Source organism: Faecalibacterium sp. I4-1-79 (assembly GCF_023347235.1).
In the GTDB taxonomy this organism is placed as follows: domain Bacteria; phylum Bacillota; class Clostridia; order Oscillospirales; family Ruminococcaceae; genus Faecalibacterium; species Faecalibacterium tardum.
In genome coordinates this window covers 485,667-506,313 of record NZ_CP094467.1, presented here as the reverse complement: position 1 = coordinate 506,313, position 20,647 = coordinate 485,667, and the positions used below count along the sequence as shown (strand labels likewise).

The following is a 20,647-nucleotide window of genomic DNA, read 5'->3' as shown; positions in this document are numbered from 1 at the left end:
GCGGGCTTGCGGTTTGTTTTACTGTTCTGTGCGGGCTGCGCGGGCAGAAGCCAAGTCAATAGTCTTGCGGGCAAGTTCTGCCTCGCGCTCAGCGCGGGCGGCTTCCCGCTGGGCACGCATCTGCTCCCGCTGCTGCGCCACCCGCTCGCCGTTGCGGCCTATGTTCACCATCACGCCCATTTCTGCCAGCAGCAAAATCAGGCTGGTGCCGCCGGAGGAGAAGAAGGGCAGGCTGATGCCGGTGTTGGGCAGGGTGTTGGTGACCACGGCGATATTGCAGAACACCTGCCACGCGATCTGTGCCATGATGCCGATGCCCACCATGGTGCAGTACAGGTTCTCCGCCTTATAGGCGATGAGCAGCCCCTGCACGATGAACAGCACGAACAACACGATAATGAGCACTGCGCCGATGAAGCCCAACTCCTCGCACACCACGCTGAAGATGAAGTCGTTGGTGCTTTCCGGTAGCCAGAGCTGCTTTTCCACGCTGTTGCCCAGCCCCAGCCCCTTCAGCCCGCCGGAGCCGATGGCGTAAAGGCTCTGCACGGTCTGGTCGGTCATCTTGCTCAGATCCTGTGTCCATCCGTCCAGACGCTTTTGCAGGTAAGGGATGGAGTCCACATGGGAGAGCAGGGTTTCCAGCAGGGCGCCTGCCGTGATGGCACCCGCCCATGTCAGCACACCGCCGCTGCCGGACAGCAGCAGGATGGTGCCCACCACCGCCACCGTCAGCACGATGCCGGACATGTGCGGCTCCATCGCCAGCAGGATGACCACCGGTATAAGGGGCAGCACCGGCACCACCAGCTGCTTCCACACCCGCACCCGCAGCCACTCCCGGGGTGTAAGCAGGATGCGGCGCTCCGGGTCCAGCCGCTCCACCTGCGGCGCTTTTGCCGCAAGATGGGAGCTGAACAGGATCATTTCAAACTTTGCCACCTCGGAGGATTGCAGTGTAAGCCCACCGAAGCGGATCCAGCGGCGGCAGCCGTTCAGGGGTGCCATGGTCAGGGTGACGGCCAGCATGGCCAGCACAATGATGTAGCCCGGCACCACCATCTTGCGCAAAAAGCGGTGATCCATATAACTCATCAGGAACATACAGGCCAGCCCGATCATCATGCACAGCGCCTGCTGCTTGATATAGTGGAAGCTGTCGCCCATGCGCAGGTAACCGGTGGTGTAGCTGGCACTGAACAGCATCACCAGCCCAAAGATCATAATAACAGCCAGCGTAGCCAGCCAGTCGATCAGCAGCCGGGACCACGGGCCCGGATCTCGCTGGAACACCGACACCGGCGCTCTGTGTTTTTTGCGGATAGTCGCCATCTGCGCTCCCTTCCCTCTCCGTGCCCGGTCAGCACCAGCGCAGCAGCGCCAGCGCCAGCACATAGCCGACAGCGCTCAGCGCAAAGCTGCACAGGAACACCGTCTCCGGGCTCATTTTATGCTTTTTTACCCAGCAGCGCAAGGGCTTGCCGGTGCGCTTTGCACACAGCAGCTGCGCTGCCAAAAGACCGCCCGCCGCCCAGAAGGGCAGCGCCAGCGGCACGGTCAGGCTGGTCATGTCCAGACTGAGCGGGATGCAGCCGATGGCACCCGCTGCCAGCAGACTGCCGCAGCAGCCCACCCCCAGCCTTGCCGGAGGGAACGCCCACAGCCCCAGCGCCACCAGTGCCCCGGCCAGCGCTCCGGGCAGCACCGCCAGCCCGGAAACGCCCAGACCGGCCTCTACCATCATCAACGCCAGCATGGCCACAAAGGCTGCACCGCACACTGCGCCCTCGTCCCGCTCGGCGATGCGGGCGCACTCGGCCAGTGCCACCATGAGCACCGCCCATAAAAAGGGCACGGCGCTGCCCAGCAGCACATACCCCGCCCCGGGCACGCCCAGCCCCCGGGGCAGACAGCCCGCTGCCCGCAGCAGCAAAAGGACAAAGGCCGCAGCCAGTGCTTCCAGCAAAAGCCGCACGTCCCGCCGCAGCCCCAGCGCCGCCGGGCTGCGCATCCGGGCAAGGTCCTCTGCAAAACCCACTGCCCCAAAGGCAAGGCTCCCAGCCAGTGCCGTGAGCAGCCGCGTCATCAACCGGCCTTCGCTGCCCAGCAGCTCCGGCTGGCCCACGCAGGCGGCAAGCCAGCCCACGCCCACCGCAGCCACCGTGCCCGCCGCAGCACACAGCCCACCCCACAGCGGGGCGCGCAGGGGTGCAGGCCGGGGCTGCTCAGATTGTACCGGCTGCTGTTGTTGTTCGCGGCGTTCCAGCACCCGCCGCAGCGGCACAAACAGGCTGCACAGGGCTGCCGTAAGGGCAAAGCCCAGCACCACCGCCGCTGCCAAGGCGAAACGCTCCATAGATCAGACACTCCATTTCGCCAAATAGTTATACTTCCGCTTCTTTATGCTCTGCGTAGAAGATATCCAACACTTTTTCCAGTGCCATGCCGTGGCTGGCCTTTACCAGAATGGCATCGCCGGGCTGCACCCGGCTCAGCAGGGCATCGGCAGCCTCGCGGTAGCTGTCCGCGTGCAGGGTCTCTACCCCCTTGGCCGCAGCCACCACAGCGGTGCGCTTGGCCTGCTCACCGTAGGTGATCAGGCAGTACAGCCCGCTCTCGGCGGCAAGGCGTCCCAGCTCCTCGTGTGCTTCGCGGCTCAGCTCGCCCAGCTCCAGCATATCGCCCAGCAGGGCAAAGCGGCGCTTGCAGGGGAAATCTTTAAACATCGCCAGCGCAGCCTTCATGCTGTCCGGGTTTGCGTTGTAGCAGTCCTCGATGACGGTCACGCCCTCGCTGTCCACCACCTTCTGGCGGCGGCCGGTCTGCTCAAAGTTGGAAAGGCCCCGGATGACCTTCTTGGCGTCGCAGCCCAGACGGGTGGCGGCGCAGTAGGCAGCCAGAGCGTTTGCCACATTATGGCGTCCCATGGCGGGGATGTTCACCACAAAGGTGCCGTGCTCATGATCTTCCAGCACAAAACTCATGCCGTCGGTCTCCTGCCGGATGGACAGGGCGCAGACGTCTGCGTTTTCATCGCTCAGGCTGAACCACACCGGGCGCACATGGGCGGGCAGCACTGCCTTGCGCAGGAAGGGGTCATCGTAGTTCAGCACCAGCGGTGCGCCCTCCGGCAGGCCGTTGCAGATCTCCAGCTTTGCCTTGCAGATATTCTCCTGACTGCCCAGATTGCCGATATGGGACACGCCGATGCAGGTAATGATGCCCACATCCGGGCGTGCCGCCCGCGCCAGACGGTCGATCTCGCCCGCATGGCTCATGCCCATCTCGATGACCGCGTACTCGGTGCTGCTTTCCAGCCGCATCAGGGTGCGGGGCATTCCCAGTTCATTGTTTTGGTTGCCCTCGGTCTTGATGGTCTCGCCAAAACCGCTCAGGGCAGCGTAGGTCATCTGCTTGGTGGTGGTCTTGCCTACGCTGCCGGTCACACCCACCATTTTGGGGTGGTACTGGCTGCGGTAGTTTGCGCCCATCACCATCATGGCGTGGTAGCTGTCCGGGCAAAGGATGGCCTTTTCCTCCGGCACACCGGGCACGGGGTGGTTGACCACCACATACTCCGCGCCCTGCTCCAGCGCACGGGCGGCGAAATCATGGCCGTCGAACCGCTCGCCGGGGAAGGCCACAAAAATGCAGCCGGGTTTTACCTCGCGGCTGTCGGTGGTGACCAGTGCCACCTCCGGGTCACTGGTCAGTTTTCCGGCAGGCACCAGCCCTGCCAGAAGCTTGCTTGCATGGATCTTTTCCATTGTTCTATCCCCTCTCGTTCTATTGAATGCTGCACCCTCATCCGTCACTGCCTTGCGGCAGTGCTTTATGCCGAAAGCCTTGGGCGAGGATGCCGAAAAAGCTGTTTTACCCACAGGTCAGGGTGATGATGGTGCCGCGCTGCACGCTGGAGCCGGGCTCGGCGCTTTGCGCCTGCACCGTGCCGCTGCCCTCCACCACGCAGTTCAGCCCGGCGGCGCTCAGCATCTGGCGGGCAAAGTCCGGGCTCTTGCCTGTCACATCCGGCACCTCGGTGCGGCTGCCCTCGTAGGTATCGGTATACAGGTAGATGGTGGTGCCGTAGGGCACCTTTGCGCCCGCGTGGGGGTACTGGTAGGTGACCGGGGCAGCAGACTGGCTGCTCTGACTCTCCTGCAGCTGATGCTTCAGGCCCTGAATATTCAGGCTCACCTGCGCGTTGCTCCACTCGGTGCCCACAAGGTTCGGCACGGTGACGATGGTGCCGCTGCGGTCCTCGCCGTCGGTGGCGATGCCAAGATAGGGAGCCACCTCACTGATGATATTGCCCGCCACAGGGGCTGCAAGGATGGAGGAATAGTCCGTCCGGGCGTTGTTGGGGTCGTCCAGCATGACGTAGACCAGAATTTCCGGGTCGTTGGCGGGCAGCACTGCCACAAAGGAGGCCACCTTTTTATAGTCGCCGTCGGCGCGGCGGTGCATATTCAGCTGCTCGGAGGTACCGGACTTGCCGCCGATGCGGTAGCCGGACACATAGGCGTTTTTGCCGCCGCCGGTACCGTTGCCCACCTCGTACTCCATCATCTCCCGGATGACCTCGCTGGCGCTCTGACTGATGACCTGACGGCGCACGTTTGCGCCGATCTCCTGAATGACGTTGCCGTTGGCATCGGTGATCTTATCCACCACATGGGGGGTGACCAGATACCCGCCGTTGACGGTGGCTGCAATGGCGGTGCACATCTGCAGCGGGGTGATGGCCATGGCCTGACCGAAGGAGGAGGACGCCAGCTGCACCTCGCCCAGCTGGTCGGCGCGGTAGTACTGCATAAAGTTAGTCTCGCTGGGCAGATCTACGCCGGTGCGGGCGGTAAAGCCAAAAGCATCGAAGTAGTTATAGAACTGCTGCGAGCCGACGCGCTGCCCCAGCTGGATGTAGTAGATGTTGCAGCTCTTGCGCAGCGCCTCGGCCATATTGAGCAGGCCGTGCGTCTTGCGTCCGGCGCAGTGGTAGGTCTCCTTGGCTACGCCGTAAGCGCCGGAGCAGGTAAAGGTGGTGTTCATGGTCGCCACGCCGGAGTCGATGCCCATGGCAGAGGTGATGACCTTGAACACAGAGCCCGGGTAGTACAGTTCGGTGATGGCCTTGTTTTTCCACAGGATATCCCGGTAGTAGCCGGAATAGTCCGCTTCCTCGTCCAGAATTTTGTTGCCCTGTTCATCGGTGATGTAGTTGCCGTCGGCGTCCTTTTTATAGACGCCGTAAAGCTCCGGCTCTGCGTGCACCAGCTCGTTGAGATAAGCCTCGTTGGCGGTGTAGTTCAGCGGGTCGTTGGGGTCAAAGTCGGGTTTGGAGGCCATGGCAAGGATGGCACCGGTCTTGACATTCATCACAATGGCGCAGCCGCGGTTTTCTACCGTATTGGCTGCAATGGCTTCGTTCAGGTACCGCTCCGCGATCTCCTGCACATTCACGTCCAGCGACAGCACCAGATTGGAGCCGTCCTTGGCGGCAAAGGTGGTGGCGTTGGCGTCTGCAATGGCGTTGCCCACCGCGTTGCGCTGGGTGATGGTGCGGCCATCCACACCGGCTAAGGTGGACTGGTAGGATTTTTCCAGTCCGTAGGTGCCAACGCCATCCGCATCCGTAAAGCCCAGCACCGCTGCGGCAAAGGCGCCGTAGGGGTAGTTGCGCTGGAAGCTCTTTTCCGAGGACACTGAGATGCGCCCCTTGCGGGAGGTGTCGGTAGCCTTTTTGTGCGCCTTGTTGAAGCTGGCAACGTACTTTTCAATGGAAAGCTTCACCGCGTTGTTCACCTTGGTGGCAAGGGTGACGTAGGAAGAATCCAGCCGGGAAAGTGCATCGTAAACGGTCTGGTACTGCTGCTGGTACTCTGCCGAGGAGGTGTCCACGCTGTCCATGCTCTCGCCGTCCCCGGAGAGCAGACGCAACGTCAGCTCCCGGCTCACCTCGGCACACATGGCGGGGTCCAGCGTTTTTGTCACGGTGTCGTCATCATTGGTCTTGCTGGTATAAAGGATGCTGCTGTAACTGGGGTCTGCCCAGATGGTCCACACCACGCTGGTAGAGGCAAGGGTGATACCGGAAGCATCATAGATCTCGCCGCGGGTGGCCTTGATGGTGGTATCCAGCAGCTGCTGCTGGGCGGCGTACTGGCGGTACTCGGCTCCGTGGATGATCTGGATATTATACAGGCTGCGGATAACGATGGCTGCTGCCACCACCACCGCAAGGATGCCCAGACGGCTGCAAAGCCGCCGCACCCGGCTGTCCAGCCGATCCCGTCCGGTGGCCGGACGCAGGCGGTAGCCCCTGCTTTTTTTGTTACGGAAAGGTTCTTGCATTGGTTCTCTCCTGCGGGGCGTGCACTGCATTCCGCACGCCCTGCGCTGTTATTTGTTCAGACTGCGGTGTCCATAAACCGAAAAAAGCGTGCGCTGCCGCACGCTTTTTTCGGTTATCTCACGGTGCCCAGAATGTTCACCGCACCGGTGTACAAAAAGTCGGTCCATTGCCGCACGGTGGATTCCCGGCGCACCAGTGCGCCGCTCTCCCCCAAGCGGATGTAGGTGATCTGGCTGGGGTCTACTTTCATCAGACCCAGCCGCCCTGCGGTCTCCTCCACGCTGGCAATGTTGGTCTTGCTGTTCAGAGTGCTGTTGTAGTAGGTATACTGGCTCTGCTCGCTGACCAGCTGCGCCTTAGTGGATTGGATCTGGTCGTTCAGCTCCACCAGCTGTGCCTCGCTCCACAGCAGGCTGATGGCAAAGCCCACCAGCAGTGCTGCTGCCACCAGATTCATGGCGTTATGTACGGCGGCCTGCAGCGGGTTCAACCGCCGCTTGCCGCCCTTTGCTACCCGCAGGTTTGCTTTGCGCTGGGGCTGCGGTGCCCTGCGGCGGCGCACCGCGTTACGATCGTATGCTGGCTGACCCATGATTCCTCTCCTCCTCACGATGCCGGTGCTTCCGGCATCTCAGCATTTTTCCAGTACACGCAGGTGGGCAGAACGGCTGCGCCGGTTCTCCTCTAACTCCTGCGTATTAGCTTCAATGGGTTTGCGGGTGATAAGCTTTGCCTTTGCCTTGCCTCCGCATACACACACCGGAAACTCCGGCGGGCAGGTACAGGCTGTGGACCAGCGGCGGAACTTGTTCTTGACCAGCCGGTCCTCCAGAGAGTGGAAGGTGATCACGCACAACCGGCCGCCCGGTGCAAGGTGATCGAAAATGGTATCCAAGCCCTCTTCCAGCGCGTCCAGTTCGTGGTTCACTGCAATGCGCAGTGCCTGAAAGGTGCGGCGGGAGGGGTTTTTGTTTTTGCGGCGCTCTGCCGGAGGCATGGCGCTTGCTACGATATCTGCCAGCTGCAGGGTGGTCAGGATGGGAGCAGTTTCCCGCGCCTCCACGATCTTTCCCGCGATCTGCCACGCATAGGGCTCCTCGCCGTAATCCCGCAGGATGCGGGCCAGTTCTTCGCGGCTCTCGGTATTCACAAGGTCTGCAGCGGTCTCGCCCTGCTGGCTCATGCGCATATCCAGCGGTGCATCTGCCCGGTAGGAAAAGCCCCGTGCGGCATCGTCCAGCTGGTGGCTGGAAACGCCAAGATCCAGCAATGCGCCGTTGATCTTCTCAATGCCCAGCTGCTCCAGCGCCTGCCCCGCATAGCGGAAATTGATCTGCACCACGGTGGCAGGCAGCCCGGCAAGGCGGGAGCGCGCGGTCTGCACCGCATCCGGGTCCTGATCCAGCGAGATGAGCCTGCCGCCCTTGGCGGCGTCCAGCCGCAGGGCGATCTGGCGGGAATGTCCCGCGCCGCCAGCGGTGCCGTCCAGATAGGTGCCCGCCGGGTCGATGGCAAGCCCTGTCAGGCACTCGTTCAGCAAAACGGGGATATGCTCAAACGAGGCCGGGTCAAAGGGCTGCTGTTCTTCAAAGGCCATTGGCACGGCCTCCTTTCTCGGTTTTAGTTTTTTGCATCAGAGGTGCAGCTTGCGCAGCCGCTCGGCGCGCTGGTCGTTGGTCACGGCGGCGCGGCGGGCGTTCCAGACCTTGGTGGCCCAGATCTCGGCGTGGTTGCGGTTGCCGATGATGGTCACGTCCTTTTCCAGCCCGGCGTAGGCGCGCAGCTCGGCGGGCAGCAGGATGCGTCCCTGCTTGTCCGGCGCTACCTCGCAGGCGGTGCTGAACAGATCGCCGGAGATGGCCCAGCTGTCCATCAGTTCATCGCTTTCCAGCTTGTCCGCCAGCCGCTCCACTTCTTCCATGGGCAGTGCGAACAGGCAGTTGTCCACCCATTCCAGCACCACAAAGCTCTCGCCCATGGCATCGCGGAATTTTGCGGGGAAGTTCAGCCGCCCCTTGGCGTCGATGGTGTAATCATAACGGCCAAAAAACACGCGCTGCTCCCCCTTTCAGGGGCGTTTGCAGGGCGTGTGCCCTACTTTTACCCACTTTGCCCCACCGATACATGTTTATTGTAGCAAATCAGACCCGTGAATGCAAGGGTTTTCGGGCGGCTTTTGGCCGCAAAAATCCACAAAAAAAGTCCCTGTGAGCCGTCATTTTTGCTCACAGGGACTGCATTTTCCGCAATGTGTGGAATTTGTGTGGAAAGTTGACCGTTATCAGCCGTTTTTCTTGGCGTTCTGGCGCAGGCTGTTACGGATGTTTTTGACCTGTGCGGCGTTTTCCACCATGGTATCCTCGGTGGTGCGCAGCATATTCTCGCAGTAGTCGGTCACGGTCTGGCGCAGGGTGCGTGCCTCGGTCTGGGCTGCGGAGGTGATCTCAGAAGCACGCTGCTGGGCGGCCTTGACGATCTCGGCGTCGCTGACCAGAATGCGGGCGCGCTCCTCGGCCTTTTTCACAATGGCCTGTGCCTGTGCGTTAGCGCTGTCCACGATCTGTGCCCGGTCGTTCACGATCTGCTGCGCCTGCCGCAGCTCGCCGGGCAGCGCGGCCCGCACCTCGTCCAGATAATCCCGGATCTGCTCCACATCCACGATGCGCTTGCCGCCGGAAAGGGGCACATTTGCGCTCTCCTCCAGTGCATCCTCAATGGTATCCAAAAGCTCGTTCACGTTCATAAGGCTTCTCCCTCCTGCTCAGCGGCGGGCTGCATGGGCTTTGTGTACTTCCACAGCAGCACCTTGCCGTATTTATACTGTTTTTGCAGGGTCAGACTGCCCGCCTGCGCGGGCAGCACGATGCCTGTTTCGCTCTCGCATAGCACGATGCCGCCGGGGGCAACGCACTTTTCCACGGCCGGCAGGATCTTTTCCAGCGTGCCGCCGCGGAAGGGCGGGTCCAGCAGCACCAGATCGAACTGCTCCCGGCAGGCCGATAAGAACCGCGCAGCCTCGCCGATATTCACCCGGCTGCGGTCGAACACGCCGCAGGCCTTGCAGTTGCGCATCACGATGCTTACAGCCTCCCGGTTCTCGTCCAGAAAGACGCACCGGGCCGCACCCCGGCTCAGCGCCTCGATGCCCAGCTGGCCGCTGCCGGCGTACAGATCCAGCACCCGTGCCCCGGGCAGGTCGAACTGTACGATGCTGAACATCGCCTCCTTCACCTGCGAGAGGGTGGGGCGGGTGACATCGGTGCCGGGCAGTGCTTCCAGCCTGCGGCCCCGGGCTTCTCCTGCGATCACGCGCATGATGTTACCTCCTTGCCGTAGCTGCCGCCCCCGCGGCAGCCAGTTTGAACTCTTTCGTATCCTTTATTATCTCCCAACTGCATAGCATTGTCAAGAGCCCGCATTGCGCTGCGGGCGGCTTTGTGCTACAATCATAGCAGCAATATTGCGCATTTTACGGCGCATTTCAGCAAAGGAGAGTATACAGCATGAAAGTTCTGCTCATCAACGGCAGCCCCCACGAGAAGGGCTGCACCTACACCGCCCTTTCCCTTATCGCCGGGGAACTGAAGGCACAGGGCATCGAGACCGAGATCCTGCACGTCGGCGGTCAGCCCGTGGGCGGCTGCATCGGCTGCGGCGGCTGCCGCAGCGGCAACGGATGCGTGTTCGGCGGCGTGGTCAACGAAGCCATTGAGAAGGCAAAGACCGCCGACGCCTTCGTGTTCGGCAGCCCGGTGCACTACGCCTCCGCTGCGGGCAACATGGCCAGCTTTATGGACCGTCTGGCCTACGCGGGCGGCAAGTATCTGGCCTATAAGCCCGCCGCCGTCTGCTGCTCTGCCCGCCGCGCCGGTACCACCTCTACTCTTGACCAGCTGGTCAAGTACCCCCAGTTCTTCCACATGCCGCTGGTCAATGGCTCTTACTGGGCCATGGTGCACGGCTCCAACCCCGAGCAGGTGCTGCAGGACGCCGAGGGCTGCGCCGTGATGCAGGAGCTTGGCCGCAACATGGCATGGCTGCTGCGCTGCATCGAGGCCGGTAAGGCCGCCGGCATCGACCACCCGCAGAACCCGCCCCGCCCCATGACCAACTTTATCCGCTGAGGGAAAAATAAATTTTGGAGCCCCGGAACGCCGCTGGCGTTCCGGGGCTCCATTTCTATGGGCGATTTTATACAATTTTTCCAAGCATTTCTTGGGCAACCTGCCATCGGCGGCTTTCGCAGCGCAGCAAAATTTCTGCTGTTCCGGCACAAAAGGGGTGCGAATGCTTTTTTCGTTCATAACTTTGTGATACCATACCTCTATAAGCATATCACTCAGACGGAGATCCTGCTATGGAACACTACGATTGGAACGAGGGCTGGCTGTTCACCCCCACCTTTGACCCGGCGCTGGTGCGCCCGGCGTGCCCGGAGCTTTCCCTTACCCCGGTGCGGCTGCCCCACGCGGTCAAGCCCCTGCCTTATAACTACTGCAATGAGAACGACTACCAGCGCCTGTGCGGCTACCGGCGGGAGTTTTTTGCGCCCAAGGAGTGGCTGGGCCGCACCGTGCTGCTTACCTTCGGGGCGGTGGCGCACGACGCCACTGTGTTCTGCAACGGGCGGCGGGTGTTCCACCATGGCTGCGGCTATACCGCCTTTACGGTGGACCTGACCGACGCGCTGCGTCTGGGACAAAAAAACGTGGTGGCTGTGCGCTGCGACAGCCGGGAGGATCTGAACATCCCGCCCTTCGGTGGGCAGCTGGATGCGCTGACCTACGGCGGCATCTACCGCGCCGTCAGTCTGGATATCAAGGAGCCCGCCTACCTGCGGGACGTGTTCATTGAAGCAAAGGCGGAGGGCGATTTCCGCATCTACACCGCCACCGTAGGCGAGACGGTCGGCTGCACCCTGCAGGCCGAGATCCGCAGCCCCGCCGGGAGCCGGGCGGTGTACAGCGGCGAGCTTTCCCTGCCCATCACCGGCACACTGAACAACGTGCACCCGTGGAGCTTAGAGCACCCCACCCTGTACACCCTGACCGTGCGGCTCATCCGCCCCGGCACCGGCGGTCTGCCTGACCGGGTGCTGGACGAAAAGACCGTGCGGTTCGGCTTCCGCACCGTGCAGTTCGTGGCAGGCGGGCTGTACCTGAACGGCCAGCGGGTGGAGCTGCGTGGCCTTGACCGGCACCAGAGCTACCCCTATCAGGGCTACGCCATGCCGGACAGCATCCAGCGGCTGGACGCCCAGCTGCTGAAAAAGGAGCTGGGCTGCAACGCCGTGCGCACCTGCTATGCGCCCCCCAGCCCGGCGTTTCTGGACGCCTGCGATGAGCTGGGTCTGCTGGTGTTCCCCGAAATGCCCGGCTGGCAGCACATCGGCGATGAGGTCTGGCAGGCGCAGGCGCTGCAGAACTGCCGGGAGATGGTGTGCCAGTACCGCAATCATCCCAGCATCTTTTTGTGGGGTGCACGCATCAGCGGCAGCCCCGACAACGAAGCCTTTTATAAGCGCACCAACGAGGCCATCCACCGGCTGGACCCCACCCGCCCCACGGCGGGCACCCGCAGCACCCGCAAGAGCCAGCTGCTGGAGGACGTGTACGCCTACAACGATTATTCCTACGCCGGACGCGGTACAGGCTGCGAAAATCGCGCCGCCGTGACTCCCGACACCCGCAAGGGCTACCTCATCAGCGAGTTCGGCGGACAGAACTTCCCCGCCAAGCCCTTTGACGATGAACCTCACCGTCTGGTGCAGGCGCTGCACCACGCCGCCGTGCTGAACGACAGCATTGCCCAGCCGGGCGTGGCGGGCAGCTTTGGCTGGTGCATGACCGACTACAACACCCACCGGGAATTCGGCAGCGGCGACCGCATCTGCTACCATGGTGTTATGGATCTGTTCCGCAACCCGAAACTCTCTGCCGCCGTCTACGCCAGCCAGAAAACGCCCCGTGCACCCTCCGACATCGTGCTGGAGGTCTCCTCTGCCATGACGCTGGGCGACCTGCCCGGCGGCGCAGCCGCCGCCTGCTGGGTGTTCACCAACGCCGAGAGCGTGCGGCTGTACCGTGGCAACGACTTTGTGGCCGAGTTTGGCCCCGACCGCCGGGACGCTTTGCCGCCCTGCCCCACCCGCCCATCGAGATCAATGATTTTGTCGGCTCGCTGCTGGAAAAGTATGAGGGCATGGATCACGCCACCGGCGCACAGGTCGCCGCCATCCTCAATGAGCTGCGGCGGGACGCCATGGCGCTTTCGCCCCTTTCCAAGGCGCGGATGCTCTCGCTGCGGCTGAGCTGGAACGAGCTGATGCGAATGTATTATAAATACATCGGTGTGCTGGGCAGCTCCGCGCCGGTGTACCGGTTCGAGGCGGTGTGGCATGGCCGCGCCGTCCGCACCGTGGTGCGAGAGCCAGTGCAGAGCGTCCGGCTGGAGTGCACTGTGCACAACCCCCTGCTGACCGATGGCCCCACATGGGACTGCGCCGCCGTCAGCCTGCGCGCCATCGACCAGAACGGCAACCTGTTGCCCTACTGCGGCGAGGCCGTCTGCCTGTCCGTGGAAGGGCCGCTGAAAATTCTGGGTCCCAGCGTGGTGCCCCTGCGGGGCGGCATGGCGGGCACCTACCTTGCCACCACTGGCGAGGCCGGACGCGCCGTGCTGCACTGCCGCATGGAAGGCGCGCTGGACACCGAAGCAGTGCTCACCGTGCGCAGCCGGGAAGGGTAGACTCACTTAAAGTCCGTCCTTTCATGATAGATTTGCAGTCTGTTCAAAATTTTATCATGGTTGGCTGATATTCTAGAGGTACAAAGTATTCCGCAGGGCGGCGCTGCTGCCCTGCGTTTCCGTATGTAAAGCCCCAGAGAAAAGGATGCGAAAACCCATGAGAGAAAAATTCCGTCAATTCATGATCGGGCGCTACGGCACCGATGGCCTGAACCAGTTTTTGAGCATGAGCTCCATCGTGATGCTGCTGGTATCGCTGCTCACCCGCGTTTCCCTGTTCACATGGCTGGGCGCGGCACTGCTGATTTTGTGCTACTACCGCAGCCTGAGCCGCAATATCTCCAAGCGCACCGAGGAGAACTACCGCTTTTACAGCCTGAAGGACCGGTTCAGCAACAAGTTCCGCGGCCTGAAGGAGCAGTGGGCCAACCGCAAGCTGTACCACTACTACCGCTGCCCCCAGTGCCGCCAGAAGCTGCGGGTGCCCCGGGGACGCGGGCGCATCCAGATCTCCTGCCCCCGCTGCGGCACCCAGTTCATCAAAAAGAGCTGAGCCGCCATGTTCGGATATGTGATCCCGGATCGGGCCAGCCTCAGCCCCGAGGCGCAGAGCCGCTACCGCTCAGCCTACTGCGGGCTGTGCCGCCGCATTGATGCTCTGCATGGGCTGCGGGGACGGTTCAGTCTGAGTTATGACCTGACCTTTTTAAACATTCTGCTGTGCAGCCTGTACGAGGGCGAGACCCCCGCAGACAGCGGCATCAGCCGCTGCCCCATCCACCCGGTACACGGTGTACTTTGGCGCAGTGCCGACCCCACCGACTACTGCGCCGACCTGAGCGTGGCGCTGCACTACTATAATGCACAGGACAAATGGCAGGATGACCATAATCTGCTGGCGCTGGGCTACAGCACCCTGCTGGACAACAGCACCGCCGAGGCCGCTCTGCGCTGGCCGCGTCAGTGCAATGCCATCCGTGCGTGTCTTGCCAAGCTTGCCGAGTACGAGGCCGCCGGCAGCACCGACCTTGACGCGGTGTCCGGCTGCTTCGGCACCCTGATGGCGGAATTGTTCGACTACCGGCAGGACCGCTGGGCACCGGAGCTGCGCAGCATCGGCTTCCATCTGGGCAAGTTCATCTACCTGCTGGACGCCTACGACGACCTGCCCCGCGACAAGCGCCGGGGCGCATACAATCCCCTGCGGGAGTTGAGCACCCACCCGGACTACGAGGAAGAGATGCTGGACATCTTCGAGCTGCTGCTGGCACGCTGCGCGCAGAACTTTGAGCGTCTGCCCTGCGTGGAGGACGCGGACCTGCTGCGCAACATCCTGTATTCCGGCGTGTGGCTGAAATACAACTGCAAAAACGCAAAACGCACCGGAAAGCCCGATGCGTCTTGATTTTGTGCCGATGTTCCGGTAAAATAAAACGGATGCGGTGCAGCGGTGCTGTACCGTCAGTATAATGAGTGAGGAAGTATACCGAGCATGAGAGATCCCTATGAGGTGCTGGGCGTTCAGCGCGGCGCAAGCGACGACGAGATCAAAAAAGCATACCGCGCCAAGTGCAAGCGCTGGCACCCGGATTTGAACCCCAACGACCCCACGGCCGAGGAGCACTTCAAGGAGGTGCAGGCTGCCTACGATGCCATTACCAAGGGCGATACCGGCCCCCAGATGGGCGGCAACCCCTACGGCGGCTACCAGCAGCAGGGCTACAACCGGCAGAGCTATGGTCAGCAAGGCTATGGGCAGCAGAACTACGGCTACACCGGCTTTGATGGCTTTGACGGGTTTGAAGGCTTCGACCCCTTTGGCTTCGGTTTTGGCTTTGGCGGCTATCAGCAGGCCGGGCCCAGCGCCTCCGGCACCGACACCCCGGAGATGCAGGCCGCCCGCAACTTTGTGGCCAATGGCCGCTACGCCGAAGCGCGCCGGGTGCTGGACGGCATGACCGGCCGCAATGCGCGGTGGTACTACCTCTCCTCGCTGGCCAATCAGGGGCTTGGCAAAAGTGTGGACGCTTTGCAGGACGCCCGCCGCGCCGTGCAGCTGGACCCGAACAACACCGAGTACCAGATGCATCTGCGCCGGATGCAGAACCCCGGCCAGACCTACCGCACCCAGACCACCTACGCCCAGCCCGGCGGGCTTTTGCGCTGGTGCTGGAGCATGATCCTGCTGAACCTGCTGTGCAACTGCTGCTGCGGCGGCTGGGGCTTCCGTGGGTTCCGTATGTGATAGAACGATTTGAATGCGCTCCGCGTTCGCTTTGCGCATAATTAGCGGAAAGAATATTTTTATTTGTAAATCGGGAAAATCTGCGGATTTTCCCGATTTACTTTTTCACGAGGAAGGGGTCGTAGCGGTAAACGGCATTTGCAGCGCCGCTTTCTGCGAAAGCGCGGCGCTGCGGATAGCGTTCTCGCTCTTTTTCATGGGGAAGAGCGCAACGGTTGACAGGCAGTTTTCCTTCACGACCCCTTCTGTGAAAATGGGATATCGGAACGCCCGCAGGCGTTCCGATATCCCGAAATTTAAAATAATTTTTCCGCTGAAAATGGCTAAAGCGCAGCGGAAGCCATTTCAAATCGTCCACTCTGCCAAAAAAAGGCTGCTGCACGCACGGTGCAGCAGCCTTTTTCTGTTTGCGAATGTAAGGGTTTGCTCTTACTTCTGGGGAGCCTCGAAAGCAATAGCGGTAGCACCGGCAGCGGCGTCCACGCTCTTCAGAGAGATGGGAGCCACCTCGTAGTGCAGGGTGTCAAAGCTCTGGGTGTTGCCGTCCTCGGTAGTGAACTCCAGAACGTAGACAACGTCAGCCTGCTTGTCAGCCTCGACATCGCGGGTGATGACGACGCTCTCGCCGTCAGCCAGACCCTCGCCTGCCAGGTTCTCGCCCTTGTCCTCAGAGCCTGCATCGTACAGGTACAGCTCAGTCACCTTGCTGCCGGTGGTGTTGTACACGGTGTACTCGGCAGAAGTAGCCTCGGCCTCAGAGGAAGCAGCCTCGGAAGAAGCAGCTTCGGAAGAAGCAGCAGCAGAGGATGCGGTGGAGGATGCAGCGGTAGAGGCAGAGCCGCCGCAGGCGGTCATGCCAACAGCCAGTGCCAGAGCGGCAGCGGCAATTGCAACAGTCTTGAGCTTCATAGGGATTTTCTCCTTTTTCTTCTTTTTTCTGGTTTCAGACCCCCCGGCAGCATACCAACTGCCTTGGTTGGGCTGATGTTCTCTTATTATACGCACATTGACAAAAAAAGCAAGCTTTTTTCGTCAAAAATCAACGATAAAACAAGAACTGTTACCATTTTGACATGAATTTGGCACATTTTAGGTGGCAGAAACATGAAACAGGTTGCATATATGCAGCTTTCGTTTCCTGCCGCTGTGCAGACGGCGAAATAGAGCTACCAAAAATTTTATTTTCCCCTTGACAGCAGCCAACTGTCGCTGTATACTGTGCATCGTGAACGTTGTTCATGTTGGAGGGTGAGTGTATGAATCCAATGGCAACATCCAAAGCGGACATCTTGAAAACCAGCCGGGAGCTGATCCAGCAAAACGGCTGGGCAGCGGTCAACATCCGTGCGGTCGCGGCCGCCTGCGGGGTCTCCGTAGGCTGCATCTATAACTACTTCGGCTCCAAGACTGAGCTGGTAAGCGCGGCCGTGGAAAGCATCTGGAACGACATCTTCCACCACCCGGAGGACAAAGCCGTGTTTCAGGACACCCTGTCCTGCATCCGGTGGATGTACCGGCAGATGGAATACGGCTGCCAGCAGTATCCCGGCTTCTTCACACACCACGCGCTGGGTTTTGTGCAGCAGGATACGGACGACGGCAAGCAGCAGATGCGGCAGACATGGCAGCACATTCTGGATGCTTTGTGCAACGTGCTGCGCCACGATGCCAAAGTCCGTCCGGGTGCTTTTACCGAGCAGTTTACCCCGGAACAGTTTGCGGGCATCCTGTTCTCCCTGATGCTGTCTGCGGTGGTGCAGCAGAGCTTCGACCCCTCTGCGGTGCTGGAGATCGTGCGCAGAACCATTTATTAAGCAAAAAACGTCCCACAAGCCTTGTGGGAGTTTTTTTAAGCCCGAATATGAACATAGTTCAATTTGGTTTTTGCGCCCCGCAGACCATACTACTGCAAGCCCTTTTCCCTACGATGCCTCCGGTACGGCTCTGCCGCGCCGGTTCACTGTAAAATCAAAAAACTGCAATCAAAACAAATAAAGGAGACAAACGTATGAGAGCTGTTATTGAAACTGTTTTCGACATCTTCTATCTGGTCACCGTGCTCACGGTTGGCATCCGCATGATCCGCGGCAGCAAGGCTGGCACCCAGTTCCGCCTGTTCGGCCTGATGGCCGTTGTGCTGGGCGCTGGCGACTCCTTCCATCTGGTGCCCCGCGCACTGGCGCTGTGCACCACCGGTCTGGAAAACTACGCTGTGCCGCTGGGTCTAGGCAAGTGGATCACCTCTGTGACTATGACCGTGTTCTATGTGCTGCTGTACTACGTCTGGCGCAAGCGCTACCAGATCGAGGGTCAGAAGAACATGACTGTCGCGGTGTACACCCTGTCCGCTGTGCGCATCGTGCTGTGCATGATGCCGCAGAACCAGTGGCTCACCAACCACACCCCGCTGGCATGGGGCATCCTGCGCAATGTGCCCTTTGCCCTGCTGGGTCTGCTGATCATCGTGCTGTTCTACCGCAGCGCCAAGCAGAACAACGATAAGGCTTTCCGCTGGATGTGGCTGACCATCGTGCTGAGCTTCGGCTTCTATATTCCCGTTGTCCTGTGGGCAGACGTGAACCCCATGATCGGTATGCTGATGATCCCCAAGACCTGCGCCTACGTCTGGACCGTGCTCATCGGCTACAACGCCATGAAGGCTGAGGCCGGCAAGCAGAACTAACCTTTTTCCCTGCTGCTTAACAGAAAGCCCGCCGACAGACAGCGATGCACTGCTCTGTCGGCGGGCTTTTTATATTGTATAAATAAATGTGGCTCCACATTTAAACAATTTCTTTTCACTCCTCGGTGAAATACTCCGGGTGGACGCTGCGAGCCTGCTCCACCGAGAGCTTATAGCGGTTCAGGTGGCTTTCCAGCGCCTCGCCCAGTTCATCGGCGGTGCCGTGCAGCACCATTTCCAGAATGCGGGTGTGGGCAGCACAGACGGATTTGTTCTCGTTGGTCTGCAAGCTGAACTTGCGGATACGTTCCACGTGCTGCAGCTCACCCAGCATGTGGTCAAAATGCGCCTCCATGCCGGTGATCTCAAAGGCCTTGCGGTGGAACTGGTTGTCCAGTTCCAGCAGGCGGGTCTCCCGGTTCGGCTGGGTCAGGTCGGCTTCCAGCAGGCGGTAGTTCTCAATGACCTGCCGGTACTCCTGCTCCTGCTGCTCTGTCAAGCGGCCGCGCACGCGGTTCAAGATCTCTTTTTCCAGCGTAAAGCGGGCAAACTGCTCCAGCTCCATCCGCTTCAGGTCGATGGGCGCCACATGGGTACCGCTTTGCGGCTTGATGTCCACCATGTGGGCAATGTTGAGCATGATCAGTGCCTCCCGCATGGGGGTGCGGCTGATGCCCATCTGCTCCGCAAGTTCCCTGTCGTTCAGGGGGTCGCCGGGCTTCAGCTCCATGGTGATGATCCGGCTGCGGATGGTCTGATACGCCTGTTCCCTCGCACTCAAAGATGCCATTGCAGTGTTCTCCCTTCGGGGTCAGTTGGTGATATACTAGTATACGACCATATTACCCAACTGCCGGGTAACTGTCAATAGCAGGAGCAACTGAAAATTGCGGACATTTTTTTGCTATTTTGTTCAATGAAGTGCCCGCGCCGGGCGGTACACCACCGGCAGCCACACAAAAGCTACCGCCAAGCCGCAGGCCACGTCAATGACCGAGTGCTGCTTGGTGAACACGGTGGAAAGGCAGATCAGCGCCGCCCACGCCCATGCCAGCACCTTGCGCAGAGGCTTGCCCTCTGCCAGCTTGCTGTGGCTGAAAGCCATTGCCATGCAGGCGGAGCTCTGGCAGTGGATGGAGGGGCAGACGTTCACGGCGGCGTCCGCCTTCCACAGCAGCTGCATGATCCGCAGCGCCGGGTTATCCCGGCCAAGAGTCTCCACGGCAGGACGCAGTTCCAGCCCGTTGGGCAGGATCATGTACACGATCAGGCAGAAGGTCATGCCGGAAAACATGGTCAGGCAAAGCTTATCGTAGCTGGCGGTATCGCACCACCACAGTGCCGCCGTCACCCCCGCCAGCAGCAAAAACCAGCTGCAATAGGGGATCACGAACCACTCGTTGAAGGGGATCAGATCGTCCAGCGGGCTGTGCAGGATATATTTGGGGGCAGTGACGGTGAGATCCAGCCAAAAGAACCAGATCAGGTACACCACCCAGTACAGCTGGTACCACAGGTGCGGGCGGCACCGGCTGCGCAGTTGGTCAAGCTTCATGTCGTTTCTCCTATTTTTTATGTGAATTGACGTGTTATTATAGCACATTCCATCCACTTGCGCAAATGCCGCCCCTGCGCTACAATAAAAATAAGCTGTATCTTATTTATAAAAGGAGTACGTCATGCCACAAGAATTTCCCGCCATCCGTCTGGTCGCACTGGATCTGGACGGCACCCTGCTGAACCGCGAGGGGCACGTCACCCCCCGCACCCGCGCCGCCCTGCAAGCTGCCGTGGACAAAGGCGTGTACATCGTGCCCGCCACTGGCCGTCCGCTGGCCAGTCTGCCGCCGGAGGTGGCGCAGCTGCCCGGCATCCGCTACGTTATCACCTGCAACGGTGCCGCCGTGTGGGACTTGGGCACCGACCCCGTGGGCGCAGTGTACAGCCGCTATTCCAACGCAAAAGAGCACAGCACCAGCACCCCGGTCTGCCTGCTGCACAGCCTGATGCCGGTGGAGACTGCCCGCGAAGCCTTTGCGGTCTGTGAGAGCTGCCACGCCGACCTGCGCATTTTCTCGGACGGATACGCCTGCACCGATGCCCGCAGCATTGCGCTGGCCGCCGCCCGGGCAGCAAAGAAGGACGGCACCGAAGCGTGCCAGCCCAACGATGGCCGCTTTACCATTCTGCGGGACGCAGCCGAGTGGATGAGCCGCAACGCCTTTGCCATTGAAAAGCTCTGCGTGTTTTTTGAAAACCCGCAGCAGGCTGCGGCTGCCTTGCCCCGCTTTCATGCCGTCCCGGGCGTGGAGATCGTACAGGGGTCGCCGAAAAACGTGGAGGTGACCGCCGCCGGTGTGGACAAGGGCGAGGCGCTGCGCGCACTGGCCGACCGGCTGGGCGTCCCGCACGCGTGCACTCTTGCGGTGGGCGACAGCGAGAACGACCGCGCCATGCTGCAAAAGGCCGGGGTGGCCGCTGTGATGGCCAACGGTATGCCGGAGATCCGGGCGCTGGCGCACCTTGTCAGCAAGGCCGACTGCGACCACGACGGCGTGGCCGAGATACTGGAAACCCTTGGCATCTGAGCCAGTTTTTGCAGCAATTTTCCAGCATTTTT

The 20,647-nt window shown here is 61.0% G+C and carries 22 protein-coding genes; 9 read left to right on the top strand and 13 right to left on the bottom strand.

What is annotated here, in order from left to right:
• Positions 1-18: 18 nt before the first annotated feature.
• The 9 genes from MTP36_RS02440 to rsmD all read right to left on the bottom strand — a co-directional run bounded on the left by MTP36_RS02440 (position 19) and on the right by rsmD (position 9,667).
• Positions 19-1,332: an FtsW/RodA/SpoVE family cell cycle protein gene (locus MTP36_RS02440; RefSeq protein ID WP_097778490.1), complete on the bottom strand. Its 1,314-nt coding sequence runs from the start codon at positions 1,330-1,332 to the stop codon at positions 19-21.
• 28 nt (positions 1,333-1,360) lie between these two features.
• On the bottom strand, positions 1,361-2,356 hold the full coding sequence (locus MTP36_RS02435; protein ID WP_249253233.1) for a glycosyl transferase family 4: 996 nt from the start codon (positions 2,354-2,356) through the stop codon (positions 1,361-1,363).
• Positions 2,357-2,384: 28 nt separating this feature from the next.
• Positions 2,385-3,767: a UDP-N-acetylmuramoyl-tripeptide--D-alanyl-D-alanine ligase gene (locus MTP36_RS02430; RefSeq protein WP_249253231.1), complete on the bottom strand. Its 1,383-nt coding sequence runs from the start codon at positions 3,765-3,767 to the stop codon at positions 2,385-2,387.
• Positions 3,768-3,873: 106 nt separating this feature from the next.
• Complete coding sequence (locus tag MTP36_RS02425) at positions 3,874-6,351, bottom strand: peptidoglycan D,D-transpeptidase FtsI family protein (RefSeq protein WP_249253229.1); 2,478 nt, start codon at positions 6,349-6,351, stop codon at positions 3,874-3,876.
• A gap of 113 nt (positions 6,352-6,464) precedes the next feature.
• A complete protein-coding gene (locus tag MTP36_RS02420; protein WP_055185494.1) occupies positions 6,465-6,944 on the bottom strand; it encodes a hypothetical protein in 480 nt (159 codons plus the stop codon).
• Between the two features lie 39 nt (positions 6,945-6,983).
• On the bottom strand, positions 6,984-7,949 hold the full coding sequence (rsmH, locus tag MTP36_RS02415; RefSeq protein WP_249253219.1) for a 16S rRNA (cytosine(1402)-N(4))-methyltransferase RsmH: 966 nt from the start codon (positions 7,947-7,949) through the stop codon (positions 6,984-6,986).
• Positions 7,950-7,985: 36 nt separating this feature from the next.
• Complete coding sequence (gene mraZ, locus MTP36_RS02410) at positions 7,986-8,405, bottom strand: division/cell wall cluster transcriptional repressor MraZ (RefSeq protein ID WP_249253209.1); 420 nt, start codon at positions 8,403-8,405, stop codon at positions 7,986-7,988.
• A 228-nt stretch (positions 8,406-8,633) separates the two neighbouring features.
• Positions 8,634-9,095, bottom strand: coding sequence for a hypothetical protein (locus MTP36_RS02405; protein WP_005921047.1), 462 nt, complete (start codon positions 9,093-9,095; stop codon positions 8,634-8,636).
• Positions 9,092-9,667: a 16S rRNA (guanine(966)-N(2))-methyltransferase RsmD gene (gene rsmD / locus MTP36_RS02400; RefSeq protein WP_097778484.1), complete on the bottom strand. Its 576-nt coding sequence runs from the start codon at positions 9,665-9,667 to the stop codon at positions 9,092-9,094. Before rsmD ends, MTP36_RS02405 begins: the two co-directional genes overlap by 4 nt.
• 188 nt (positions 9,668-9,855) lie before the next feature.
• Here rsmD and MTP36_RS02395 point away from each other — a divergent pair, with 188 nt between their 5' ends.
• The 6 genes from MTP36_RS02395 (at position 9,856) to MTP36_RS02370 (ending at position 15,344) form a co-directional block, all read left to right on the top strand.
• Positions 9,856-10,476, top strand: a complete 621-nt coding sequence (locus MTP36_RS02395) for a flavodoxin family protein (RefSeq protein WP_112120923.1) — start codon at positions 9,856-9,858, stop codon at positions 10,474-10,476.
• Between the two features lie 233 nt (positions 10,477-10,709).
• A complete protein-coding gene (locus MTP36_RS02390; RefSeq protein ID WP_249253200.1) occupies positions 10,710-12,662 on the top strand; it encodes a glycoside hydrolase family 2 protein in 1,953 nt (650 codons plus the stop codon).
• Entirely contained in the window at positions 12,554-13,099 is a 546-nt protein-coding gene (locus MTP36_RS02385; RefSeq protein WP_249253198.1) for a hypothetical protein, read from the top strand. The genes MTP36_RS02390 and MTP36_RS02385 overlap by 109 nt, the downstream gene beginning before the upstream one ends.
• Positions 13,100-13,256: 157 nt before the next feature.
• Positions 13,257-13,652, top strand: coding sequence for a hypothetical protein (locus MTP36_RS02380; protein ID WP_097778482.1), 396 nt, complete (start codon positions 13,257-13,259; stop codon positions 13,650-13,652).
• 6 nt (positions 13,653-13,658) lie between these two features.
• Positions 13,659-14,504, top strand: coding sequence for a DUF5685 family protein (locus MTP36_RS02375; RefSeq protein ID WP_249253189.1), 846 nt, complete (start codon positions 13,659-13,661; stop codon positions 14,502-14,504).
• 87 nt (positions 14,505-14,591) lie between these two features.
• Positions 14,592-15,344 (top strand): J domain-containing protein, encoded by a 753-nt coding sequence (locus MTP36_RS02370; RefSeq protein WP_223474680.1) that lies wholly within the window; start codon positions 14,592-14,594, stop codon positions 15,342-15,344.
• Positions 15,345-15,441: 97 nt separating this feature from the next.
• Here MTP36_RS02370 and MTP36_RS02365 read toward each other — a convergent pair whose 3' ends face one another.
• Both MTP36_RS02365 and MTP36_RS02360 read right to left on the bottom strand, forming a co-directional pair.
• Entirely contained in the window at positions 15,442-15,702 is a 261-nt protein-coding gene (locus MTP36_RS02365) for a hypothetical protein (protein ID WP_249253187.1), read from the bottom strand.
• Between the two features lie 71 nt (positions 15,703-15,773).
• The gene (locus tag MTP36_RS02360) at positions 15,774-16,253 is read right to left on the bottom strand and encodes a cytochrome C (protein WP_249253185.1); all 480 of its coding nucleotides are present in this window, start codon (positions 16,251-16,253) and stop codon (positions 15,774-15,776) included.
• A gap of 347 nt (positions 16,254-16,600) precedes the next feature.
• On the opposite strand from MTP36_RS02360, the gene MTP36_RS02355 reads away from it, so the two are divergent.
• Both MTP36_RS02355 and MTP36_RS02350 read left to right on the top strand, forming a co-directional pair.
• On the top strand, positions 16,601-17,158 hold the full coding sequence (locus MTP36_RS02355; protein ID WP_249253183.1) for a TetR/AcrR family transcriptional regulator: 558 nt from the start codon (positions 16,601-16,603) through the stop codon (positions 17,156-17,158).
• 194 nt (positions 17,159-17,352) lie between these two features.
• Entirely contained in the window at positions 17,353-18,027 is a 675-nt protein-coding gene (locus MTP36_RS02350) for a hypothetical protein (RefSeq protein WP_249253181.1), read from the top strand.
• Positions 18,028-18,142: 115 nt separating this feature from the next.
• Here the strand turns inward: MTP36_RS02350 and MTP36_RS02345 are convergent, their stop codons facing one another.
• Together MTP36_RS02345 and MTP36_RS02340 are read right to left on the bottom strand one after the other, a co-directional pair.
• A complete protein-coding gene (locus tag MTP36_RS02345; protein ID WP_249253179.1) occupies positions 18,143-18,817 on the bottom strand; it encodes a GntR family transcriptional regulator in 675 nt (224 codons plus the stop codon).
• A gap of 123 nt (positions 18,818-18,940) precedes the next feature.
• Positions 18,941-19,582, bottom strand: a complete 642-nt coding sequence (locus MTP36_RS02340) for a phosphatase PAP2 family protein (protein ID WP_249253177.1) — start codon at positions 19,580-19,582, stop codon at positions 18,941-18,943.
• A 124-nt stretch (positions 19,583-19,706) separates the two neighbouring features.
• On the opposite strand from MTP36_RS02340, the gene MTP36_RS02335 reads away from it, so the two are divergent.
• Positions 19,707-20,615: a Cof-type HAD-IIB family hydrolase gene (locus tag MTP36_RS02335; protein WP_249253175.1), complete on the top strand. Its 909-nt coding sequence runs from the start codon at positions 19,707-19,709 to the stop codon at positions 20,613-20,615.
• Positions 20,616-20,647: the final 32 nt, after the last annotated feature.

What these genes read in the sequence shown, in the direction of transcription:
- MTP36_RS02385 (WP_249253198.1), top strand. Translation starts at nt 12,554, where the DNA reads ATGGATCACGCCACCGGCGCACAGGTCGCCGCCATCCTCAATGAGCTG.
- MTP36_RS02350 (WP_249253181.1), top strand. Translation starts at nt 17,353, where the DNA reads ATGAGAGCTGTTATTGAAACTGTTTTCGACATCTTCTATCTGGTCACC.
- MTP36_RS02355 (WP_249253183.1), top strand. Translation starts at nt 16,601, where the DNA reads ATGAATCCAATGGCAACATCCAAAGCGGACATCTTGAAAACCAGCCGG.
- MTP36_RS02420 (WP_055185494.1), bottom strand. Translation starts at nt 6,944, where the DNA reads ATGGGTCAGCCAGCATACGATCGTAACGCGGTGCGCCGCCGCAGGGCA.
- MTP36_RS02375 (WP_249253189.1), top strand. Translation starts at nt 13,659, where the DNA reads ATGTTCGGATATGTGATCCCGGATCGGGCCAGCCTCAGCCCCGAGGCG.
- MTP36_RS02370 (WP_223474680.1), top strand. Translation starts at nt 14,592, where the DNA reads ATGAGAGATCCCTATGAGGTGCTGGGCGTTCAGCGCGGCGCAAGCGAC.
- MTP36_RS02405 (WP_005921047.1), bottom strand. Translation starts at nt 9,095, where the DNA reads ATGAACGTGAACGAGCTTTTGGATACCATTGAGGATGCACTGGAGGAG.
- rsmH (WP_249253219.1), bottom strand. Translation starts at nt 7,949, where the DNA reads ATGGCCTTTGAAGAACAGCAGCCCTTTGACCCGGCCTCGTTTGAGCAT.
- MTP36_RS02380 (WP_097778482.1), top strand. Translation starts at nt 13,257, where the DNA reads ATGAGAGAAAAATTCCGTCAATTCATGATCGGGCGCTACGGCACCGAT.
- MTP36_RS02360 (WP_249253185.1), bottom strand. Translation starts at nt 16,253, where the DNA reads ATGAAGCTCAAGACTGTTGCAATTGCCGCTGCCGCTCTGGCACTGGCT.
- MTP36_RS02345 (WP_249253179.1), bottom strand. Translation starts at nt 18,817, where the DNA reads ATGGCATCTTTGAGTGCGAGGGAACAGGCGTATCAGACCATCCGCAGC.
- MTP36_RS02390 (WP_249253200.1), top strand. Translation starts at nt 10,710, where the DNA reads ATGGAACACTACGATTGGAACGAGGGCTGGCTGTTCACCCCCACCTTT.
- MTP36_RS02395 (WP_112120923.1), top strand. Translation starts at nt 9,856, where the DNA reads ATGAAAGTTCTGCTCATCAACGGCAGCCCCCACGAGAAGGGCTGCACC.
- MTP36_RS02425 (WP_249253229.1), bottom strand. Translation starts at nt 6,351, where the DNA reads ATGCAAGAACCTTTCCGTAACAAAAAAAGCAGGGGCTACCGCCTGCGT.
- MTP36_RS02340 (WP_249253177.1), bottom strand. Translation starts at nt 19,582, where the DNA reads ATGAAGCTTGACCAACTGCGCAGCCGGTGCCGCCCGCACCTGTGGTAC.
- MTP36_RS02430 (WP_249253231.1), bottom strand. Translation starts at nt 3,767, where the DNA reads ATGGAAAAGATCCATGCAAGCAAGCTTCTGGCAGGGCTGGTGCCTGCC.
- MTP36_RS02440 (WP_097778490.1), bottom strand. Translation starts at nt 1,332, where the DNA reads ATGGCGACTATCCGCAAAAAACACAGAGCGCCGGTGTCGGTGTTCCAG.
- MTP36_RS02335 (WP_249253175.1), top strand. Translation starts at nt 19,707, where the DNA reads ATGCCACAAGAATTTCCCGCCATCCGTCTGGTCGCACTGGATCTGGAC.
- MTP36_RS02435 (WP_249253233.1), bottom strand. Translation starts at nt 2,356, where the DNA reads ATGGAGCGTTTCGCCTTGGCAGCGGCGGTGGTGCTGGGCTTTGCCCTT.
- rsmD (WP_097778484.1), bottom strand. Translation starts at nt 9,667, where the DNA reads ATGCGCGTGATCGCAGGAGAAGCCCGGGGCCGCAGGCTGGAAGCACTG.